The following is a 16,740-nucleotide window of genomic DNA, read 5'->3' on the forward strand; positions in this document are numbered from 1 at the left end:
GAAGAGGAGAGGGGGAGAGGATTTGACGATTGTTGATCGGGACTCGAAATATGCAATTTAAATGAACAACAGCTTAGTCATTAGTCATTAGTCATTAGTCATTAGTCATTAGTCATTAGTCATTAGTCATTAGTCATTAGTCATTGCCAATTTCCCATACTTCGGCTACGCGGTTCCTGACCTGCCACTACGCGGTTTTTGAGCGTAGTCGAAGGGCCGTACAAGTTCCCGATTCCTTGTATTCAGGACACGGAAGTCAGAGATACAGGAATAGTTGTTTTTCCGTTCTTCCTTCTTCCTTCTTCCTTCTTTCCTCGGACTGACATCCGTTATATCCGTTACATCCGTTACATAATCCGTTGCCGAACTTCTTCCTTCTTCCTTCCCCATTCCCAGCAGTTACTGGACTGCAATTCTAGCCAAAGTAGCACCCCGGTAATAGTGCAACAAAATCTGCTGGTAGCCGTATCCCTGTCTGGCCAAATTATAGGCCCCCCACTGACTCATTCCTACAGCGTGACCGAAACCTTTGCCAGCAACTTGAAAACCGGTAGGAGCTTGGCCGCTGTTCCTTGGGTTCCCACCGCCCCCATACTGAGGAATCACGGTAAACCGCGTACTCCTCAAATTTAAAACCCGGCGTAAATCTGCGCCAGTCATGACCCTAGAACCGCCATCTCCAACTACTTTCATCCTCAAAACGCTGCCGTAAGCGGTAGTCCGTTCTGGCTTCATCGAGATCACATTGCCCACGCCAGAAATCTTACTGCTGATTTGAGCCCGAGAAAAATTTTCTTTCCATTGGTAAACCGGCGCCCCTTGGTCGAAGTCAGGAACAGCACGCAGGTAAGGCAGAGGTTCCGTCCAAACATCCTCGACATTTTCAGTATGTCCCCCAGAGGCAGAGTGGAAAACGGCTAAAATAATTTGACCGTTGTAGGCCAGAACTTGACCAGCGGTGGCATCGACTGCGGAATAAGTGCCAGAAGATTCTGTTTGCAGTCCTTTGTAAACCTGCGAAGACTGAGTGCTGTCCACGTCGTAAAGGTCGGTTTCGCTTTTGAGGCGCTGGTGGATAGCGTAGGAACGGGCGGCGACTGCTTGGGCTTTCAAAGCCTCTTGAGGCCAATTGCCACTCATCTCGGCGCCGAGAACGCTGTAGAGATATTGTTCGATATCGACGTAGTTGATGGCAGTCAAGCCTCCTTTTTGGGGAACTAGAAGCGTGCGTCCCCGATACCAACGATCGCCAATCCAAACATAACCGTTCCCCGTCGGCTCGATCCAAACTTGGTTGGCGGCCCAGGGACCAATTGCCACTGTTCCCGATCGAAATTGAGCTGACTGAGAACTGTTTGCCGACAGTTCGCCCAAATTGCGCCCGCTACCGTCGCGGATTGCAGCCTTTGTAGAACTGCCGACTTTTATCTGGCTTGTCCCGTCTTGTACCGCAACTCGCAAGATCAGCGCGGCCTGTGCTGGGGCTACCATTACCAGCCAAAACAACAGCGAAATCCAAAAGTAGCGTTTTTTTAATGTCGAAAAAACGGAACCCAAAAATACTCCTGACTGCATTTGAAAATTTTCCTCCTGTGCTGTATGAGTTTAAGAATTTTTAAGGGAAGGCAAGGGAAAAAGGAAGGGGAACGGAAGAAACAAAACGTTAGAATTGGGTGGATCGCTCTGTGCGCTGGTCAAAAATGATTTTAGCGAAGAGATGTTCGCAGGAACAGCGATTTATCCCGGTTCCTGCCTGCGACTATTTCCTATATGTCGGATTTGTCGCACTCTGGATATATGTAACATATTTTTTAAGACTTAATTGAGGTGATTTGACTCTTGCAGATTACATTTCTCGGAACTAGCTCAGGCGTACCCACGCGATCGCGCAATGTTTCCAGCATCGCCCTCCGGTTGCCCCAGCGAGCGGAACTATGGCTGTTTGACTGCGGCGAAGGAACTCAGCACCAGTTTCTCCGCAGCGATCTCAAAGTCAGCCAGCTAAGCCGCATTTTCATCACTCACCTGCACGGCGACCACATTTTCGGCTTAATGGGTTTGCTGGCTAGCTGCGGTTTGGCGGGGAATGTCAAGCGCATCGATCTTTACGGGCCTCCGGGACTTGAAGAATATTTGCAAGCTGGCGTTCGTTATTCTCAAACTCATTTTTCTTACCCGGTGAAGGTACACAAAATTCACGAGGGAGTTATCTATGAAGATGACGAATATATTGTTAGCTGCGGCCCTTTGAAGCACCGAGTTACTGCTTTTGGTTATCGAGTAACTGAGAAAGATCGTGCGGGACATTTTGATGTAGAAAAAGCGAAGGCTGCGGGCATTCCTTCCGGGCCAATTTACGGCGAGTTAAAACAAGGAAAGACGGTAAAGTTAGAGGACGGGCGACAGTTTAAAGGTACTGATTTTTGTGGCCCGGATCAAGTCGGGCGCAAGTTTGTTTATTGTACTGACACGGTTTTTTGTGACGGGGCCGTGGAATTAGCGAAGGACGCTGATTTGTTGGTTCATGAAGCTACTTTTGCTCATCAAGATGCTCAAATGGCCTTCGATCGCCTGCATTCAACTTCGACAATGGCGGCTCAAGTTGCTTTGATCGCTGGGGCGAAACAGCTAATTATGACGCATTTTAGCCCGCGTTACGCTCCGGGGAATGCGATCGTCCTGGATGATTTGCTCAAGGAAGCGCAGGCTATTTTTCCGAATACGAAAATGGCCTATGACTTTTTGACTTACGAAGTGCCCAGGCCTGTTTAAAACTAGGATTAATCTGGCCTGAGATGTGACAGTTAATCTGTAGGGTGCGTCGCCATCAAAAATTCTCGAAAAGCTCGACAATCTCATAGCGACGCACCCTACCAAAAACTGACCTGAGATGTTACAGCATTTTCAATAAGGGCGATCGGGGCGGGCTAGGAGGGCCAGGGTAAGAGCATCTCAATCAGTCTTGACAAAAGGACTTGAGAAGAAGCATCATGTATTCATCATTCATTGCAGCCCGTTTTCTTTTCTGTCGCCAACTACGCTTGAGAGTAGTTTCTTGATTTACAGCATTCAGGGACATCCGTCTGATAACAGCCAAATTTCGAGGGCTATTCAAGGACCGAATGCGAGAGCTATCTTCATTGAAAGTGACATCTAAAACCCAATGTTCTTGATTTTCAATACTCCAATGTTGACGAATGACGCGACCATTAAGCTGGGCATCTACGGGTAAGGAACTCAGGTAAAATTGTACTTCATGAGTGGTTTTATTCCACAGATAACGGAAACGTTCTACTATAACAATAGTCTGAATATCTGTCCAGTCTTCTTGTTTGTAGAGTCCCCCTAATGCCCTCACTGGAACCGCCCAAACTTTTCGAGTTTCGATTCGATGAGGTGCTTTTTCCGTTCGGGAATCTTCACTCACTTCAATTCCCCCAAATTGGCTGGCTCTGGCTGTTTCAAACCAGGTTTTGACTTGTTTGTAAAGGGTTGGATGATTCTTTTTCAGAGTAACTACATCCAGCAGCTTTTTTTTGACGAATCAGCCGTACAATCTCGGTTTGAGTACCCATCGCATCCATCGTAATAATCGCTCCTGTGACATCGATTAATTCCAATAGGGCTGGGATAGCTGTGATTTCATTGGAATGGTTTTCAACTTTAACTTGTCCAAGTACCAACCGATTTTCACTCGCCCACGCCGTCACTAAATGTAAATTCTTTTCCCCGGTTTTTCGGTCATAAGAACCTCGGAGACTTTTTCCATCAATCGGGATAACTTGTTGAACAACTGGCCCAATTAATTGTTTAACCCATTCGGTCAACTTCTTTTCTAAAACTTTTGGGTCTACCTTTTCAAAAACTCGTCGGAAGGTATCATCGCTCGGGATACCATTTGGTAAGTCTAAAAATTTTTGCAACCATTGCTGCTTACTGATTCCATAATTTTCCATGTCTTCCCATCCATCACCTCCAGCTATTGTAGATAATATAGCAATGACGAGAATGTCTTTCAATAAGTGGCGTTTGGTTCGGTTCACTCTCGGATCGGGTACGTCATCAAAATAACTTGACAAGCTTCCTTGTAACTCTTGCATAGAGATAGGTGAGGGCTTCTTCAGTAGTTGCTTTGACTGAGACGTTGGCCGGGCGGGCAGGAATCCTTTATCCATTGAGTTTTACCGCTTGATGACTTAGTTTTTAAGGCATTATACAATTGCTAATACGTAAATACCACGTTTTTATATTTGTCTTTTTGTCAAGTACAATTTATACTAAATTAGATGAGCTTACCCTGGCTAGGAGGGCCCGTTCAAAACTTACGCATTGGCTGTGCTGTTTTGGAGTGGTTGAAATCTCAAGGTCATGATAAAATGGAAAAACGAATTCAATGGCGTTTTATGTCAAATCTTGAATTATTAGCCCAACTTCGGCAATTGCCTCGTGCTGAAAAGTTTCAAATGATGCTGTTTTTAATAGCAGAATTGGCGCAAGAAGAAGGAATGGTAATGGGTAATGAATCTGCTGAAATTATATATTCAGTGCATACTTCTAATAGTGCAGCAGAGCAATTGACGCAGTTACTAGAAATAGAGCAGAAACAAACTCAAAATGTTTAATAGTAGGCGATATCCTTTTCAACCTAAACGAGATGGAATGGGTGTTTTAGCTGATGTTCCGTATCTGCCTTTAACACTAATTTATCAAAATCTTTCTGTTGATGTTATGGGTTTACTGGATACAGGAGCTAGTGTAAATGTTTTGCCCTATAGTGTTGGGGTGCAGTTAGGGGCAATTTGGGAAGAGCAAAGATTTTCTGTTACTTTAGCGGGGAATTTAGCGAGTGCTGAAACGAAAGGGTTATTAGTCTTCGCAAAAGTAGGGGACTTTGAGCCAGTTCAGTTAGCTTTTGCCTGGACTAGGGTGAATAATATTCCGATTATTTTAGGTCGAACTAATTTTTTTACTGAGTTTGATGTTTGTTTTTATGGGTCACAATTAGCGTTTGAAGTGTGTCCTAAATTGAGGGAGACATGAAAGTAAATACAGTCCAAAATGTAGTGCAAATAACTTGTCTCTGTGCTTTGGTTCTTGTGTTTAAAATGAAGAATATGTCGGAAAATCATAGATACGGTAAAATATATAATTTTATTCAGTAGAAGTTGACAAGATACAAAATATGCCGTAGTTTGGGCTTAGCTCAGGTATTTATCCTGCATGTGCGGGTTAACGCTTAGTTATGCCGGTGCGCGTATCTTTTATAGCGCTTCTCAAAAAAGTGAGGTATGCGCTATGCCCTATGCCCTATGCCCTATGCCCTATGCCCTATGCCCATGAGTACCTCATCTTTCTGAGAAAGGCTATAGAAACTTGCAATAATTCTGAGATGATTACTTCGATTCGATCTAGGGACGGACAAAAAGTTGTGGCGCGAGATTCGCAAAAGCAGGATGGTTCCTTCTTCTGTCCGAAATGCCAGAGTGAAACTATTCTCCGCAAAGGTCTGGTCAAGGTGCATCATTTTGCTCACAAGCCTCCGGTGGTTTGTCAGTATGGGCAAGGTGAATCTGAGTTGCATCGGGTATGCAAGCAGACTATTTTTGACTGCTTGAATCAAGATAATAGCGTGATTGCTTGCGATTTGGAAAAAGATTTAGGCAAGGTTGTTCCTGACATTTACTTTGAGAGCTACACGGTCAAGGTTGCTATCGAGGTTCAGGTTAGCAGCTTGACCATGAGCAAAATAATTGCTCGGACGAAAGAATATAATCGCTTAGGCATCTATGTTCTTTGGCTGCCAGTTTTCGGCGACGCTCTCGAAGCTGAAAGGTATGCACCCAAGCAGTGGGAAAAATGGTTACATGCTGCGTATTATGGTCGGGTTTACTACTGGCTTCATGGTCTGAACGTAGCGGCTGTTCACTTTGACGAGTATCCACTCTGGGTGGAGGAATCAGACTGGTATAGTTCAGATGGTGAGGAAATGTCCGCAGGTGGTTACTTCAAAAGGTCAAAAAGGTATCGCACCCCTAATCATGGTCTTACTCTAAATATCTTGCAAGATTTTCAAGCAGTGAGCCGACAAGGTTGGGAAGGGGGAGATGTTTCTGTCCCTAACTGCAAAATCTTGACTGATAAGCACGCTGCTTGGTGGAAATGATGATCCGGCAACTCCATAACACAGGCACATTGTCGCCTAAATGCTTCGCCCCTAGGAAAATCTAGGCTTAATCAGGAGGGGGCAAGAGGAATCAATTATTCAATCTAAAATCTAAAATCCAAAATCCAAAATCGGTCGATCGCCCCCAGCGACGGCCCAGGACAGCCAATGGTTGCTACAATCGGGGAGGGTATATGTTGTGGCTAACACTACAGCCCGTAACCCTGAAAGCTAATAGCTAAATTATTAAAAATCTGCCTCTCCTGCCATGTTTAAAAATCTGCTAGGCGATCCCAACGCGCGCAAACTGAGAAAATTTCAGCCTTGGGTAGCTGATATCAATATTTTGGAAGAAGACTTCCGCGCACTCTCAGACGACGGCCTCAGAGGCAAAACGGCGGAGTTTCAAGAACGTCTGGCAAAAGCTAAATCTCTCAACGAAGAGAAAGAGATCCTAGACGAAATCTTGCCGGAGGCTTTTGCAGTGGTGCGGGAAGCGGGACAGCGGGTTTTGGGGCTGCGCCACTTTGATGTCCAACTCCTCGGCGGCATTATCCTGCACAAAGGCCAAATTGCCGAAATGAAAACCGGTGAGGGCAAAACTCTCGTGGCGACGCTGCCGGCTTACCTCAACGCCCTCAACGGTAAAGGCGTACACATCATCACCGTCAACGATTATCTCGCAAGGCGGGACGCGGAATGGATGGGGCAAGTGCACCGCTTCCTGGGATTGACTGTGGGACTGATTCAGCAGGGCATGGATCAGGTGGAACGAAAGAAAAATTATAACTGCGACATTACCTACGCGACTAACAGCGAAGTCGGCTTTGATTATTTGCGCGACAACATGGCTACTGTCATGGAAGACGTTGTGCAGCGTCCTTTTAATTTCTGCGTGATTGACGAGGTTGACTCGGTGCTGATTGATGAAGCACGGACGCCTTTAATTATTTCCGGCCAGGTGGAACGCCCCAGTGAGAAGTATATGCGGGCGGCTGAGGTAGCTGCTGCTTTGAGAAAGGAAAATGAAGAACATTACGAGGTTGACGAAAAGGCTCGGAATGTGCTACTGACCGATGAAGGCTTTGGTGAAGCTGAGCGGTTGTTGGGTGTTACGGATTTGTACGACCCGGCTGACCCTTGGGCGCATTACATTTTTAATGCGATTAAGGCGAAGGAATTGTTTATTAAGGATATTAACTACATCGTCACTCCCGATCGCGAAGTCGTGATTGTGGATGAGTTTACCGGCCGGGTGATGCCGGGACGGCGCTGGAGTGACGGTTTGCACCAGGCGATCGAAGCCAAGGAACGGGCGGAAATTCAGCCGGAAACTCAGACGCTGGCGACGATTACTTATCAGAATTTCTTTTTGCTGTATCCGAAGCTGTCGGGGATGACAGGGACGGCGAAGACAGAGGAGACGGAGTTTGAGAAGATTTACAATCTGGAAGTAACGCTGATTCCCACTAACCGGATTACGAGCCGCACTGACCTTTCGGATATGGTTTACAAGGCGGAGGCCGGCAAGTGGAATGCGATCGCTCAGGACTGTGCAGAAATGCACGAGCTCGGTCGGCCGGTGCTGGTGGGCACTACGAGCGTGGAAAAGTCAGAGTTGCTGTCGCGGCTGTTGCAGGAGAGGAAAATTCCTCACAATTTGCTTAATGCTAAACCGGAAAATGTGGAGCGGGAATCGGAAATTATCGCTCAAGCCGGACGCAAAGGCGCTGTGACGATCGCGACCAACATGGCGGGACGCGGTACTGATATTATTTTGGGCGGTAATTCTGAGTACATGGGCCGCCTGAAGTTGCGCGAGTATCTTATGCCCCGGATCGTGCAACCCGAAGATGAGGACGGGTTTTCGCTGGTGCAAGTGCCCGGTATTGGCGGCCGCCCCGCAGCTCAAGGTTTTGGTCAAACTGCCAAAAAGGTTAAGTCTTGGAAAGCTTCGGCGCAGATTTTCCCGACGCAGCTATCGAAAGATGCCGAGCAAATGCTCAAAGCGGCGGTGGAATTGGCAGTGAAAGAGTACGGGGAGCGATCGCTCACGGAATTGCAAGCCGATGATATCGTGGCTATAGCTTCGGAAAAAGCGCCGACAAAAGACCCGGTAATTCAAAAATTGCGGGAAGCTTACAATTTAACTCGCAAGGAGTACGATGCTTTTACCAGCACCGAACACGATGAAGTCGTGCAGTTGGGAGGGCTCCACGTCATCGGTACCGAACGCCACGAATCGCGCCGGATCGACAATCAGTTGCGCGGCCGGGCGGGACGCCAAGGAGACCCTGGTTCAACGCGGTTTTTCTTGAGTTTGGAAGACAATTTGCTCAGGATTTTCGGCGGCGAACGGGTGGCCGGTTTGATGAAGGCTTTTGGTGTTGAAGAAGATATGCCGATCGAATCTGGAATGCTGACTCGTTCCCTCGAAGGCGCTCAGAAAAAAGTCGAAACCTACTATTACGATATCCGCAAGCAGGTATTTGAATACGACGAAGTGATGAACAATCAGCGTCGAGCAATCTATGCGGAACGTCGCCGAGTATTGGAAGGTTTGGACTCCAAAGAACAGGTAATTAAGTATGCCGAACAGACGATGGACGACATCGTGGGAGCATACATCAATCCCGATTTACCTTCGGAAGAATGGGAACTCGACAAACTTGTGAGCAAGGTGAAGGAATTTGTTTATCTGCTCGCTGACATGACGCCGGATCAGCTAGAAGATTTGTCCGTTGAGGAAATTAAAACATTCCTGCACGAACAAGTCCGCAATGCTTACGACATTAAAGAAGCGGAAGTTAATGCAATCCGAGCTGAATTAATGCGAGATGCGGAACGGTTCTTTATTTTGCAGCAAATTGATACTTTGTGGCGGGAACATTTGCAGCAAATGGATGCTTTGCGCGAGTCTGTAGGGCTGCGCGGTTACGGGCAGAAAGACCCGCTGATCGAGTACAAAACTGAAGGTTACGAGCTGTTTTTGGACATGATGACGGATATCCGCCGCAATGTGGTTTATTCGCTGTTCCAGTTCCAGCCGCAGCCGGCAATGCAAGTTTCGCCAGAGATGGTTTGAAGATAGTTAACTGTTGACAGTTGACTGTTGACAGTTGACAGTTGACAGTTGACTGTTGACTGTTGACTTTTAACAGTTGACTGTTGACTGTTGCTTCCAGGCTCTTCCTGGAAGTTGATTTTACACCACCCGTGTCATGGAAGAAGAATATAAGAAGACCAAATACAGATATTTGCATTGAAATATTGTATAACCTGGAATTATGCCAACAATTGTCAGGAACAGGCAAGATGCCTGTTCCACAAAAGATAAATTTTCTTGTGGAACAGGCATCTTGCCTGTTCCTAAAAAGCTAATTGAGAATGGTGCAATATCTCAGTATCTCAGTTTTTACCGACTTTACTTTTACAGCCATGAACCAAATGAACCACCTCATGTTCATATTGACAGAGACAAATCATCGGTTAAATTTTGGTTGGAGCCAGTCAATCGATTTTAGATTTTAGATTTTAGATTTTAGATTGAAGCCTTGACCCCACGGATAAATACGTTCGGCAAGTTTCATCGGATACACGTTTTTTATTTCTGGATGGATGAATCACGTGGCGGGTATCCTGGATGCTTTCGGTCAGTTTAGGAAACAACCTTGGTTTTAGTGCTAAAGAACTTCGTAAAATACAGTCGGTAGTACAAGAAAATAAACAAACGCTATTGCAGGCTTGGTATGGGTATTTTGGCGATTCGAGCGGACGAGAGAGTTAAGCACATTCATTTTACAGAAGAAACCATTAGTGTTGATTTGATGGATGGACGAATCATTACCGTGCCTTTAATTTGGTATCCAAGATTGTTTCATGCAACGCCCGATCAAAGGGAAAAATGGGAAGTATGTGGAGGAGGCTATGGCATTCACTGGGAAGAAATTGATGAAGACCTCAGTACAGAAGGAATGCTGCGAGGTGCACCGGCTCCGAGGCCTAAAATTACTCATTAATTTCGATCGCTAGTTCACTTCTAAGCTTTGGTAAGATAGCCTTTCTCACGTAAGAGATAAAGGAGGTATTTAAGGTATATTTGAGATTAAAGCCAATCTTCTTGCTCGCTCTTTTGTCGCCTGTAAACCTCACCTTGGGCGTGAATTTTACGGGTTTGTTCATAAAGAGTTTCTTCGGTATGATTCCATTTTTGCAGGACTTTTTTTAAGTCTGATTGAATATCTCTAGCGCCGGGAAAGCCTCGGTAGCGAATTATCAATCTTGCTAATTCCGATAAATTGTAGTCGGTTGCTTCTCCTGCTAATAAAGTATTGACACTGGCTCGATCGCGCTTGTATTGCGGATGCTGCTGATCTTGAGTTTTTTCTATTGAATCCATACTATTTATATTTCCCACTCATATCAAATCCGTTGACATCGGAATCATTATCTCTCTCTCTTCTCTTTCTCTGTGTCCTCTGTGCCCTCTGTGGTTTAATATTCCGATATAACCGGAATTGATATCATTTGAAAATGATGCTACAAGCAACCGCCACCCAAAAGCGCGGACATAAATAACTATCATGAATAGAGTCTTAAATCCGCGCTTCATAAACGGTTTGATTCGGGTATCATAACAGTCAACAGTCAACTGTCAACTGTCAACTGTTCAGTCATCCCCAAAAATTTTTGTGTTTGTTCAGTAATACCAAATAGTCGATCGCCGTGACAAAAGATTTCCCAGGCGCGAATTCCCATAAAACCAATACCTGCAACCGCCAAGGGCATCGCAGCAGCACCTAAAAGCGCGGCAATGGGGGGAAATATCATGCACAGTGTTAACAGAATGCCAGTAATAACACCACCAGCAATGCCAGCTTTGGCGGTGGCGGTAGCGACTTGTTCGACTAACTCTGACTGCGTAATTTTCCCTTCCACGCACAATAGCGAGTTTTCTAAGATAGAAAATATTAACTCAATTACTGCAGCGGCGATCGCCCCTTTCATTGCAGCCCCAACGATTTCCGCAACTGCTGCTTTAAACGCTGCATCCGCTAAAACTTGCTTAGCGACTGCTAATTCTGCAGCAGTCATGTCTACACCACCGCGAGCATGATTCACCGAAAAATATTCAAAAATCCCGTTAGCCGCTTCGCTTCCGCCTCCATTGACGTGCGCTTGGATGTGACTCCAATTTTTATCTTGACAGAAGTTGCGAATTGCTTCTGGGCCTTGGGCACGAATTTGGGCGGGTATGGATTCAAATACTTTTGCTGCTTCTTGAACCTCTCGGATGCCGTCACGCACCCCAGCCCTAGCAAATTTGATTTGCAGATCTGTTGGCAGGTTCTCAAAACGGATGTTATGTGCTATTTTAAAAGCTTCTTGAGTGGCGATCGCCCCGGCACTAAGCATTGAACTTGGGGCTGATTGTACCCACGCCGTTAATACAGTTGCACTTTCATCAAATTTTGCATCAATTTGGTTGCCTAAGTTTTGGATATCTGCAACAGTTTCTCGTACTTTAGCCGTTAGCAATTCGAGCGGATTCTGGTTAATTTCCATTTCGATCCAGCTTGCATCGTGAATGATTGAATTATTCCGACTATAACATTACTCTTCAGTAAGTGTTATTTTTTACTGAATTGCTTCTCGCTTGTAACTCCGGCTGTAAATTTAGAGCTTTTTTTTGATAAAATAAACCTTCGTTGATTCGACCTTGCTCTTCCAAACTTTTGCCTAAATTCCAATAAGCGACGGCTAAATCGGGTTGAAGATCAATAGATTTTTGATAGTAAGTTATGGCGTCATCGAGCTGACCTTGTTTGTAAAACATACTGCCCAAGTTAACATACGCTTCGACAAAATTAGGGTCGAATTCGATCGCCTTGGAGTAGGCGCGAATCGCCGCCTCTATTTTGCCTTGGGCTTGCAGGATATTGCCTATAGTTTTGTAGGCGACGGCGAAATTCGGTTGCTGGCGAAGTGCTTGGTAACAGGAGGCGATCGCCTCTACATATTTCTGTTGCGTATAATAAATTTCAGCGATCTTGTTGAGTGCGATCGGACTATCCGCTTGAAGGGCTAATATTTTTTGATATTGAGCGATCGCCTCCTCAAGGTTTCCTGATTTCTGGAAGCTATCGCCCGCTGACAAATACTGCTCTGCTAACTCGTCGGAATTTGCGGTCATAGATTTTACTTTAACAGCCGAAACTACTTTACCACAAGTGTTAGTTAGCCACCGCAATTTCTAGGGATCTTCTGACTATTTGATATTTTAAATTTGTTTTTGTACCAACATAGGAGTTACGCAATCATTCCAGGTATGGGGGAAACCGGGCCTGGGGAGATCCCCTACAAAACACTATTGAGGCTGTGCCTAAGTCCTGCAACAGTTCGGACAGTTTTTGATTACCAACAGCTTAGGAACCGGGTTTCTAACACCCATGCGTGGGCCTTGAAACTGTCGGAAGTGTTGATAGATCAATTAGCTAAATGTTCGATCGCCCTAGCTGTTCAAAAATCGATCGAACGGGCGATCGAAAAAATTAAGGAGACAGTCGCCACACCTTAATCGTGTCGTCAAAACTGCCACTGATCAGAGTTTTGTCTTGAGGATTAAAAGCCAAATCCACCCAGGTAGAATGACCCTTCAGCGTGCCCGCGATTTCGCCGGAACTCAGCCGCCACAGCTTGATAGTCCCGCTCAAATCGGCGCTGGCCAGCTTGTCTCCGTCGGGACTGAAAGCCAAGGACTTAACCTTGTCGGAATGGCCGATCAAAGTCCGCAGCAAAAAACCGTTGGGCTGCCCGGAGTGATTATTTGCGCTGATATCCCACAACTTCACCGTCTTGTCCCAACTGCCACTGGCGAGAGTTTGACCATCCGGGCTGATGGCCAGAGACCAAACCGCCTCGGAATGACCCCAAAGAGTTTCTTTCAATTCCCCAGTCTGCCAGTTCCACAGGCTGATCTTACCGTCGCTGCTGCCGATCGCCAAAGTTTCTCGATCGGGACTGAAAGCCACTGACTGCACCTCGTCAAAAACCCCCTTGAGAGTTTCCAACTCGGCCCCGCCTTCGACTTGCCACAACTTCAAAGTTTTGTCCTTACCCACACTGGCCACGGCCTGGCTATCGGGACTGAAAACCACCGAGAACACGCCGTCTTGGTGTCCGTCCAAAGTCTGAATTAACTTGCCCGAATAGAAACTCCACAATTTAATCGTACCGTCAACGCCACCACTGGCGATCGTCCTGCCGTCGGGACTGACTGCCACCGACCACACCGGCCCCAAATGTCCTGCTAAAACCTTTAGCAGCTTGCCGTGACGCTTGTGCAGCAGGTGAATTGTGCCGTCGTTATTCCCGCTGACGATCACGCGGCCCTGGGGAGCAACTGCTACCGCCCAAACCGGGTTTTTGTCTTGATCCGCCAGAGTCCGTACAGCAGGCCCTGACGGCGATGCCTCACCCCTGAAATTCTGCATCGGGGGCGGATTGAACCGAATTTCGGGAATGCTAGAAGCAGGCTCACCAGAAGTGAAAGCCTGCGGTGCAGGAGATGGCAAGCGAGAACCCAGCACTACGGACAGCAGGGCAACCGCAGTTCCTCCCCACATGGCCAAAGTCCACTTGGGTTTGCTGAGAATCACGTCTACCGGTGCCGGGCCGTATTTCATGTCTGTAAGAATTGCCTCGGTCGATCGATAGCGTTTTGATGGTTCTCGCTGCACCATTTTATCCAGAATGCGGCCGAGTCGCGCCGAAACTGGTACTTTCAAATAATGTCTCCAAGTCCAACTTTCGGCTTTGATGTCAAACAAATCAAAGGGCGACATTCCCGTTAACAAGTGAATGCAAGTGACGCCCAAACTGTAGATATCGCTGCTCTTAATCGCTTTGCCTTTAATTTGTTCCGGGGCCGCGTATTCCGCAGAACCTGTCACCGTTTCTGTTTTGAGCGGCCCGCTATTAGCCGGAATTGCCGCCCCGAAATCGACTAAAACTAGCCCAGAGGAACTTTCCTGGGACACTCCATGTAAATCCTCTTTCCCTGCCAAAGCTGGGGATGCTTGGGGAGTTTTCCGGTGAATAATATTCGACGGTTTGATATCTCCGTGAATCAGTTGATTTTCGTGAACAAATTGCAGGACTGGCAACAATTCGCTCAGCAGATACCAAATTTGAATTTCTTTAACAACACCTTTTTCTGAAAGCCGATCGGCTAAATTACGGCCTTCGATGTATTCTTGCACTAAATACTGGCAGCCTTCGACTTCAAAAGATGCCTGCAGTTTCGGTATTTGGGGATGTTTCCCCAACTCGTCGAGAACTGAGGCCGATGCGCGAAATGTCCGGTTTAGGGGGTTTTGACCGTCCGCTGTGCCTGCGGGCGCGCAGAACTGTTGAATGACGCAACGGGGCTGCGAAGGTTGGTCTTCATCGACGGCTAAGAAGGTGCGGCAAGTGAGACTTTGACCGAGGGTGTGAAAGACTCGGTAGCGACCTTTTAGCAGCAAGTTCGACTCGCAACTTTTGCAGACTGTCGCGCGATCGAGATTTTGGGGCTTCTGGCAATGGGGATTGGTGCAGTAAGTCATTTGTCTTTCCGCTGGAGACCCCCGTCCGACATACTGGTTGGTGGGGGAGGAAAGCGGGGCGGTGCGTGCCGCTTCCTGTGGACAAATTAAATAATTGGAATCTTTGCTTTATGATAATTGTTTCCCAGATTTTCGCCACAATTGCTTGGGTCGATCGCGCGTAAATAATTGCTGACTTTCCTGCGAGCGAGGTTTAATAGGTCGAGCATACGGGCGGGATCTCCTGCCCAACCCCTACTCCCCACAAGAAAATCATTCTTTGTGGAACAGGCCGGAAAGCCTGTTAAGCGAGAATGGTGCAATATCTCAGTTGTTACCGAATTAAGCTATACTGTCATTGCGAATACTTGCATTGCGATCGCAGCAAAGCAATCGCGATATCTTGCCAAATATCCGCGATTCTTTGTTCTATGGAGTGAATCTAAAAGTTCAGATTTCCCATGTCAAATCGACTAACACATTAAAACTTAGGCAATTTTTTCCCAAGTAACTACTAACTTTTAACTATTACTTATGCCGTTAATTCGTGTACCCAAATCTTGGGAAATTCTCGAACCCCAAATTACCCCAGAAACAGCCTTTCTCAACCGCCGCCGCTTCATGACAAATTTAATCGGCGCCGGCGTGACTGCTTCGCTGCTGCCGCTGACCGGCTGCCAAAGCAATGCTAGCTCAAAAACTGCTCTGGATCGAAGCTCAACCCAAGCATATTCGGAATTGAGCCGGAATCCCGACTTTGCGAAAGTCGATCGAGCGATTACCGACGAAGCCTTAGCTACAAAATACAACAATTTTTACGAATACGGCGGCACAAAATCTATTTGGCAAGCCGCTCAAGCTTTGCCAACAGAAAACTGGAAAGTAGAAGTAGGCGGTTTAGTAAAAAATCCCCGCACTTATGATATTGACGACCTCTACAAGAAATTTCCTATCGAAGAACGAGTTTATCGATTTCGCTGCGTAGAAGCGTGGGCGATGGTAGTTCCTTGGGTCGGATTTCCCATGAAATTACTGATGGCTGATGTCGAACCGCAATCGAAAGCTAAATTCGTTCGCTTTACCTCATTTTACGACCCCAAAATAACTCCCGGCCCCGGTTTGATGTCGCAATTTTATCCTTGGCCTTATACCGAAGGTCTGCGAATTGAAGAAATGGCCAACGATTTAGCATTTTTCGCCACAGGCTTGTATGGCCGAAGGCTACCAAAACAAAATGGTGCGCCGCTGCGGCAAGTGATTCCTTGGAAGTACGGTTTTAAGGGCGCAAAGTCGATCGTAAAAATTGAATTTGTCGAACAACAGCCCGCCACTTTTTGGAATACAATCGGCCCCAACGAATACGCCTTTGAAGCAAATGTGGAACCCGACAAACCGCACCCCAGATGGTCGCAGGCCAGCGAACGGATAGTCGGCCCCGGTAACAGTTGGTCGTGGGAAACTCGCCCAACTTTGCCCTATAACGGTTACGGCGAATATGTGGCGAGTTTGTACAGTTAATTAAGTACGCGAGATGTAATTTGAGGAACAGGCTTTTATGCTCCTCAAATTATTAATTTCTCTCTTTTCTCTTTCTCTGCGCCCTCTGCGTTCTCTGCGGTTAATAAAAAAAATCTTTTTTGTTCGCTCTCTAAAAATGAAATACAGGACACGGCACTGCCGTGTCCCTAATATGTTTGTAAATTTTACCTTAAATTTGAAGTCGATCGACTACAATAAAAATTGATGAAGCTACCAAGGAATTGTTAAATGGTAACAACAACATCAACTCCCGTCGAGCAGCAAACTCCCCCAGAAAACCGAGTTATTTTAAAAGGTGTCAGTTGGTCAACTTTTAAAGCATTGCTGGCAGATGTTGGGGACGATAGAGCTTGGAGAATTGCTTACGATGGAGGAGTAAGCTGTTGTGCATTTAAAACGCATATTGGTATAATATAACATAATGATATTGAGAAAAAGTTAATGCCTGCTAAA

Annotated in this window: 16 protein-coding genes and 1 pseudogene; 10 read left to right on the forward strand and 7 right to left on the reverse strand. The window is 46.4% G+C overall.

Annotated elements, in window-relative coordinates:
* Window positions 1–165: 165 nt before the first annotated feature.
* Together QUA16_RS30775 and QUA16_RS30780 are read right to left on the reverse strand one after the other, a co-directional pair.
* A complete protein-coding gene (locus QUA16_RS30775; protein ID WP_333108097.1) occupies window positions 166–390 on the reverse strand; it encodes a hypothetical protein in 225 nt (74 codons plus the stop codon).
* 9 nt (window positions 391–399) lie between these two features.
* A complete protein-coding gene (locus QUA16_RS30780; RefSeq protein ID WP_333108096.1) occupies window positions 400–1,575 on the reverse strand; it encodes a SpoIID/LytB domain-containing protein in 1,176 nt (391 codons plus the stop codon).
* A gap of 264 nt (window positions 1,576–1,839) precedes the next feature.
* Here QUA16_RS30780 and QUA16_RS30785 point away from each other — a divergent pair, with 264 nt between their 5' ends.
* Window positions 1,840–2,772: a ribonuclease Z gene (locus QUA16_RS30785; protein ID WP_333108095.1), complete on the forward strand. Its 933-nt coding sequence runs from the start codon at window positions 1,840–1,842 to the stop codon at window positions 2,770–2,772.
* 184 nt (window positions 2,773–2,956) lie between these two features.
* Here QUA16_RS30785 and QUA16_RS30790 read toward each other — a convergent pair.
* A pseudogene (locus QUA16_RS30790) lies at window positions 2,957–4,175 on the reverse strand (ISAs1 family transposase).
* 111 nt (window positions 4,176–4,286) lie between these two features.
* On the opposite strand from QUA16_RS30790, the gene QUA16_RS30795 reads away from it, so the two are divergent.
* The 7 genes from QUA16_RS30795 to QUA16_RS30825 all read left to right on the forward strand — a co-directional run bounded on the left by QUA16_RS30795 (window position 4,287) and on the right by QUA16_RS30825 (window position 10,182).
* Window positions 4,287–4,622, forward strand: a complete 336-nt coding sequence (locus tag QUA16_RS30795; RefSeq protein ID WP_333108094.1) for a hypothetical protein — start codon at window positions 4,287–4,289, stop codon at window positions 4,620–4,622.
* 37 nt (window positions 4,623–4,659) lie between these two features.
* On the forward strand, window positions 4,660–5,040 hold the full coding sequence (locus QUA16_RS30800) for a retroviral-like aspartic protease (RefSeq protein ID WP_333108093.1): 381 nt from the start codon (window positions 4,660–4,662) through the stop codon (window positions 5,038–5,040).
* 349 nt (window positions 5,041–5,389) lie between these two features.
* The gene (locus tag QUA16_RS30805) at window positions 5,390–6,163 is read left to right on the forward strand and encodes a competence protein CoiA family protein (RefSeq protein ID WP_333108092.1); all 774 of its coding nucleotides are present in this window, start codon (window positions 5,390–5,392) and stop codon (window positions 6,161–6,163) included.
* Between the two features lie 268 nt (window positions 6,164–6,431).
* Window positions 6,432–9,248: a preprotein translocase subunit SecA gene (gene secA, locus QUA16_RS30810; protein WP_333108091.1), complete on the forward strand. Its 2,817-nt coding sequence runs from the start codon at window positions 6,432–6,434 to the stop codon at window positions 9,246–9,248.
* A gap of 202 nt (window positions 9,249–9,450) precedes the next feature.
* Entirely contained in the window at window positions 9,451–9,687 is a 237-nt protein-coding gene (locus tag QUA16_RS30815) for a DUF4160 domain-containing protein (RefSeq protein WP_333108090.1), read from the forward strand.
* A 119-nt stretch (window positions 9,688–9,806) separates the two neighbouring features.
* A complete protein-coding gene (locus QUA16_RS30820) occupies window positions 9,807–9,950 on the forward strand; it encodes a DUF4160 domain-containing protein (protein ID WP_333108089.1) in 144 nt (47 codons plus the stop codon).
* A complete protein-coding gene (locus QUA16_RS30825; RefSeq protein WP_333108088.1) occupies window positions 9,913–10,182 on the forward strand; it encodes a DUF2442 domain-containing protein in 270 nt (89 codons plus the stop codon). The genes QUA16_RS30820 and QUA16_RS30825 overlap by 38 nt, the downstream gene beginning before the upstream one ends.
* Window positions 10,183–10,268: 86 nt before the next feature.
* Here QUA16_RS30825 and QUA16_RS30830 read toward each other — a convergent pair whose 3' ends face one another.
* From QUA16_RS30830 to QUA16_RS30845, 4 genes are all read right to left on the reverse strand, one after another.
* The gene (locus QUA16_RS30830; protein ID WP_333108087.1) at window positions 10,269–10,562 is read right to left on the reverse strand and encodes a DUF3288 family protein; all 294 of its coding nucleotides are present in this window, start codon (window positions 10,560–10,562) and stop codon (window positions 10,269–10,271) included.
* A gap of 248 nt (window positions 10,563–10,810) precedes the next feature.
* On the reverse strand, window positions 10,811–11,728 hold the full coding sequence (locus QUA16_RS30835; protein ID WP_333108086.1) for a hypothetical protein: 918 nt from the start codon (window positions 11,726–11,728) through the stop codon (window positions 10,811–10,813).
* Window positions 11,729–11,783: 55 nt separating this feature from the next.
* A complete protein-coding gene (locus QUA16_RS30840) occupies window positions 11,784–12,356 on the reverse strand; it encodes a tetratricopeptide repeat protein (protein ID WP_333108085.1) in 573 nt (190 codons plus the stop codon).
* Between the two features lie 358 nt (window positions 12,357–12,714).
* Entirely contained in the window at window positions 12,715–14,769 is a 2,055-nt protein-coding gene (locus QUA16_RS30845) for a serine/threonine-protein kinase (RefSeq protein WP_333108083.1), read from the reverse strand.
* Window positions 14,770–15,282: 513 nt separating this feature from the next.
* On the opposite strand from QUA16_RS30845, the gene msrP reads away from it, so the two are divergent.
* Together msrP and QUA16_RS30855 are read left to right on the forward strand one after the other, a co-directional pair.
* Window positions 15,283–16,266: a protein-methionine-sulfoxide reductase catalytic subunit MsrP gene (msrP, locus tag QUA16_RS30850; protein WP_333108082.1), complete on the forward strand. Its 984-nt coding sequence runs from the start codon at window positions 15,283–15,285 to the stop codon at window positions 16,264–16,266.
* A gap of 249 nt (window positions 16,267–16,515) precedes the next feature.
* A complete protein-coding gene (locus QUA16_RS30855; protein ID WP_333108081.1) occupies window positions 16,516–16,704 on the forward strand; it encodes a hypothetical protein in 189 nt (62 codons plus the stop codon).
* The last annotated feature ends 36 nt before the right edge of the window (window positions 16,705–16,740 follow it).

The sequence above is a fragment of the Microcoleus sp. S13_C3 genome, from assembly GCF_036700905.1.
GTDB lineage: Bacteria > Cyanobacteriota > Cyanobacteriia > Cyanobacteriales > Microcoleaceae > Microcoleus.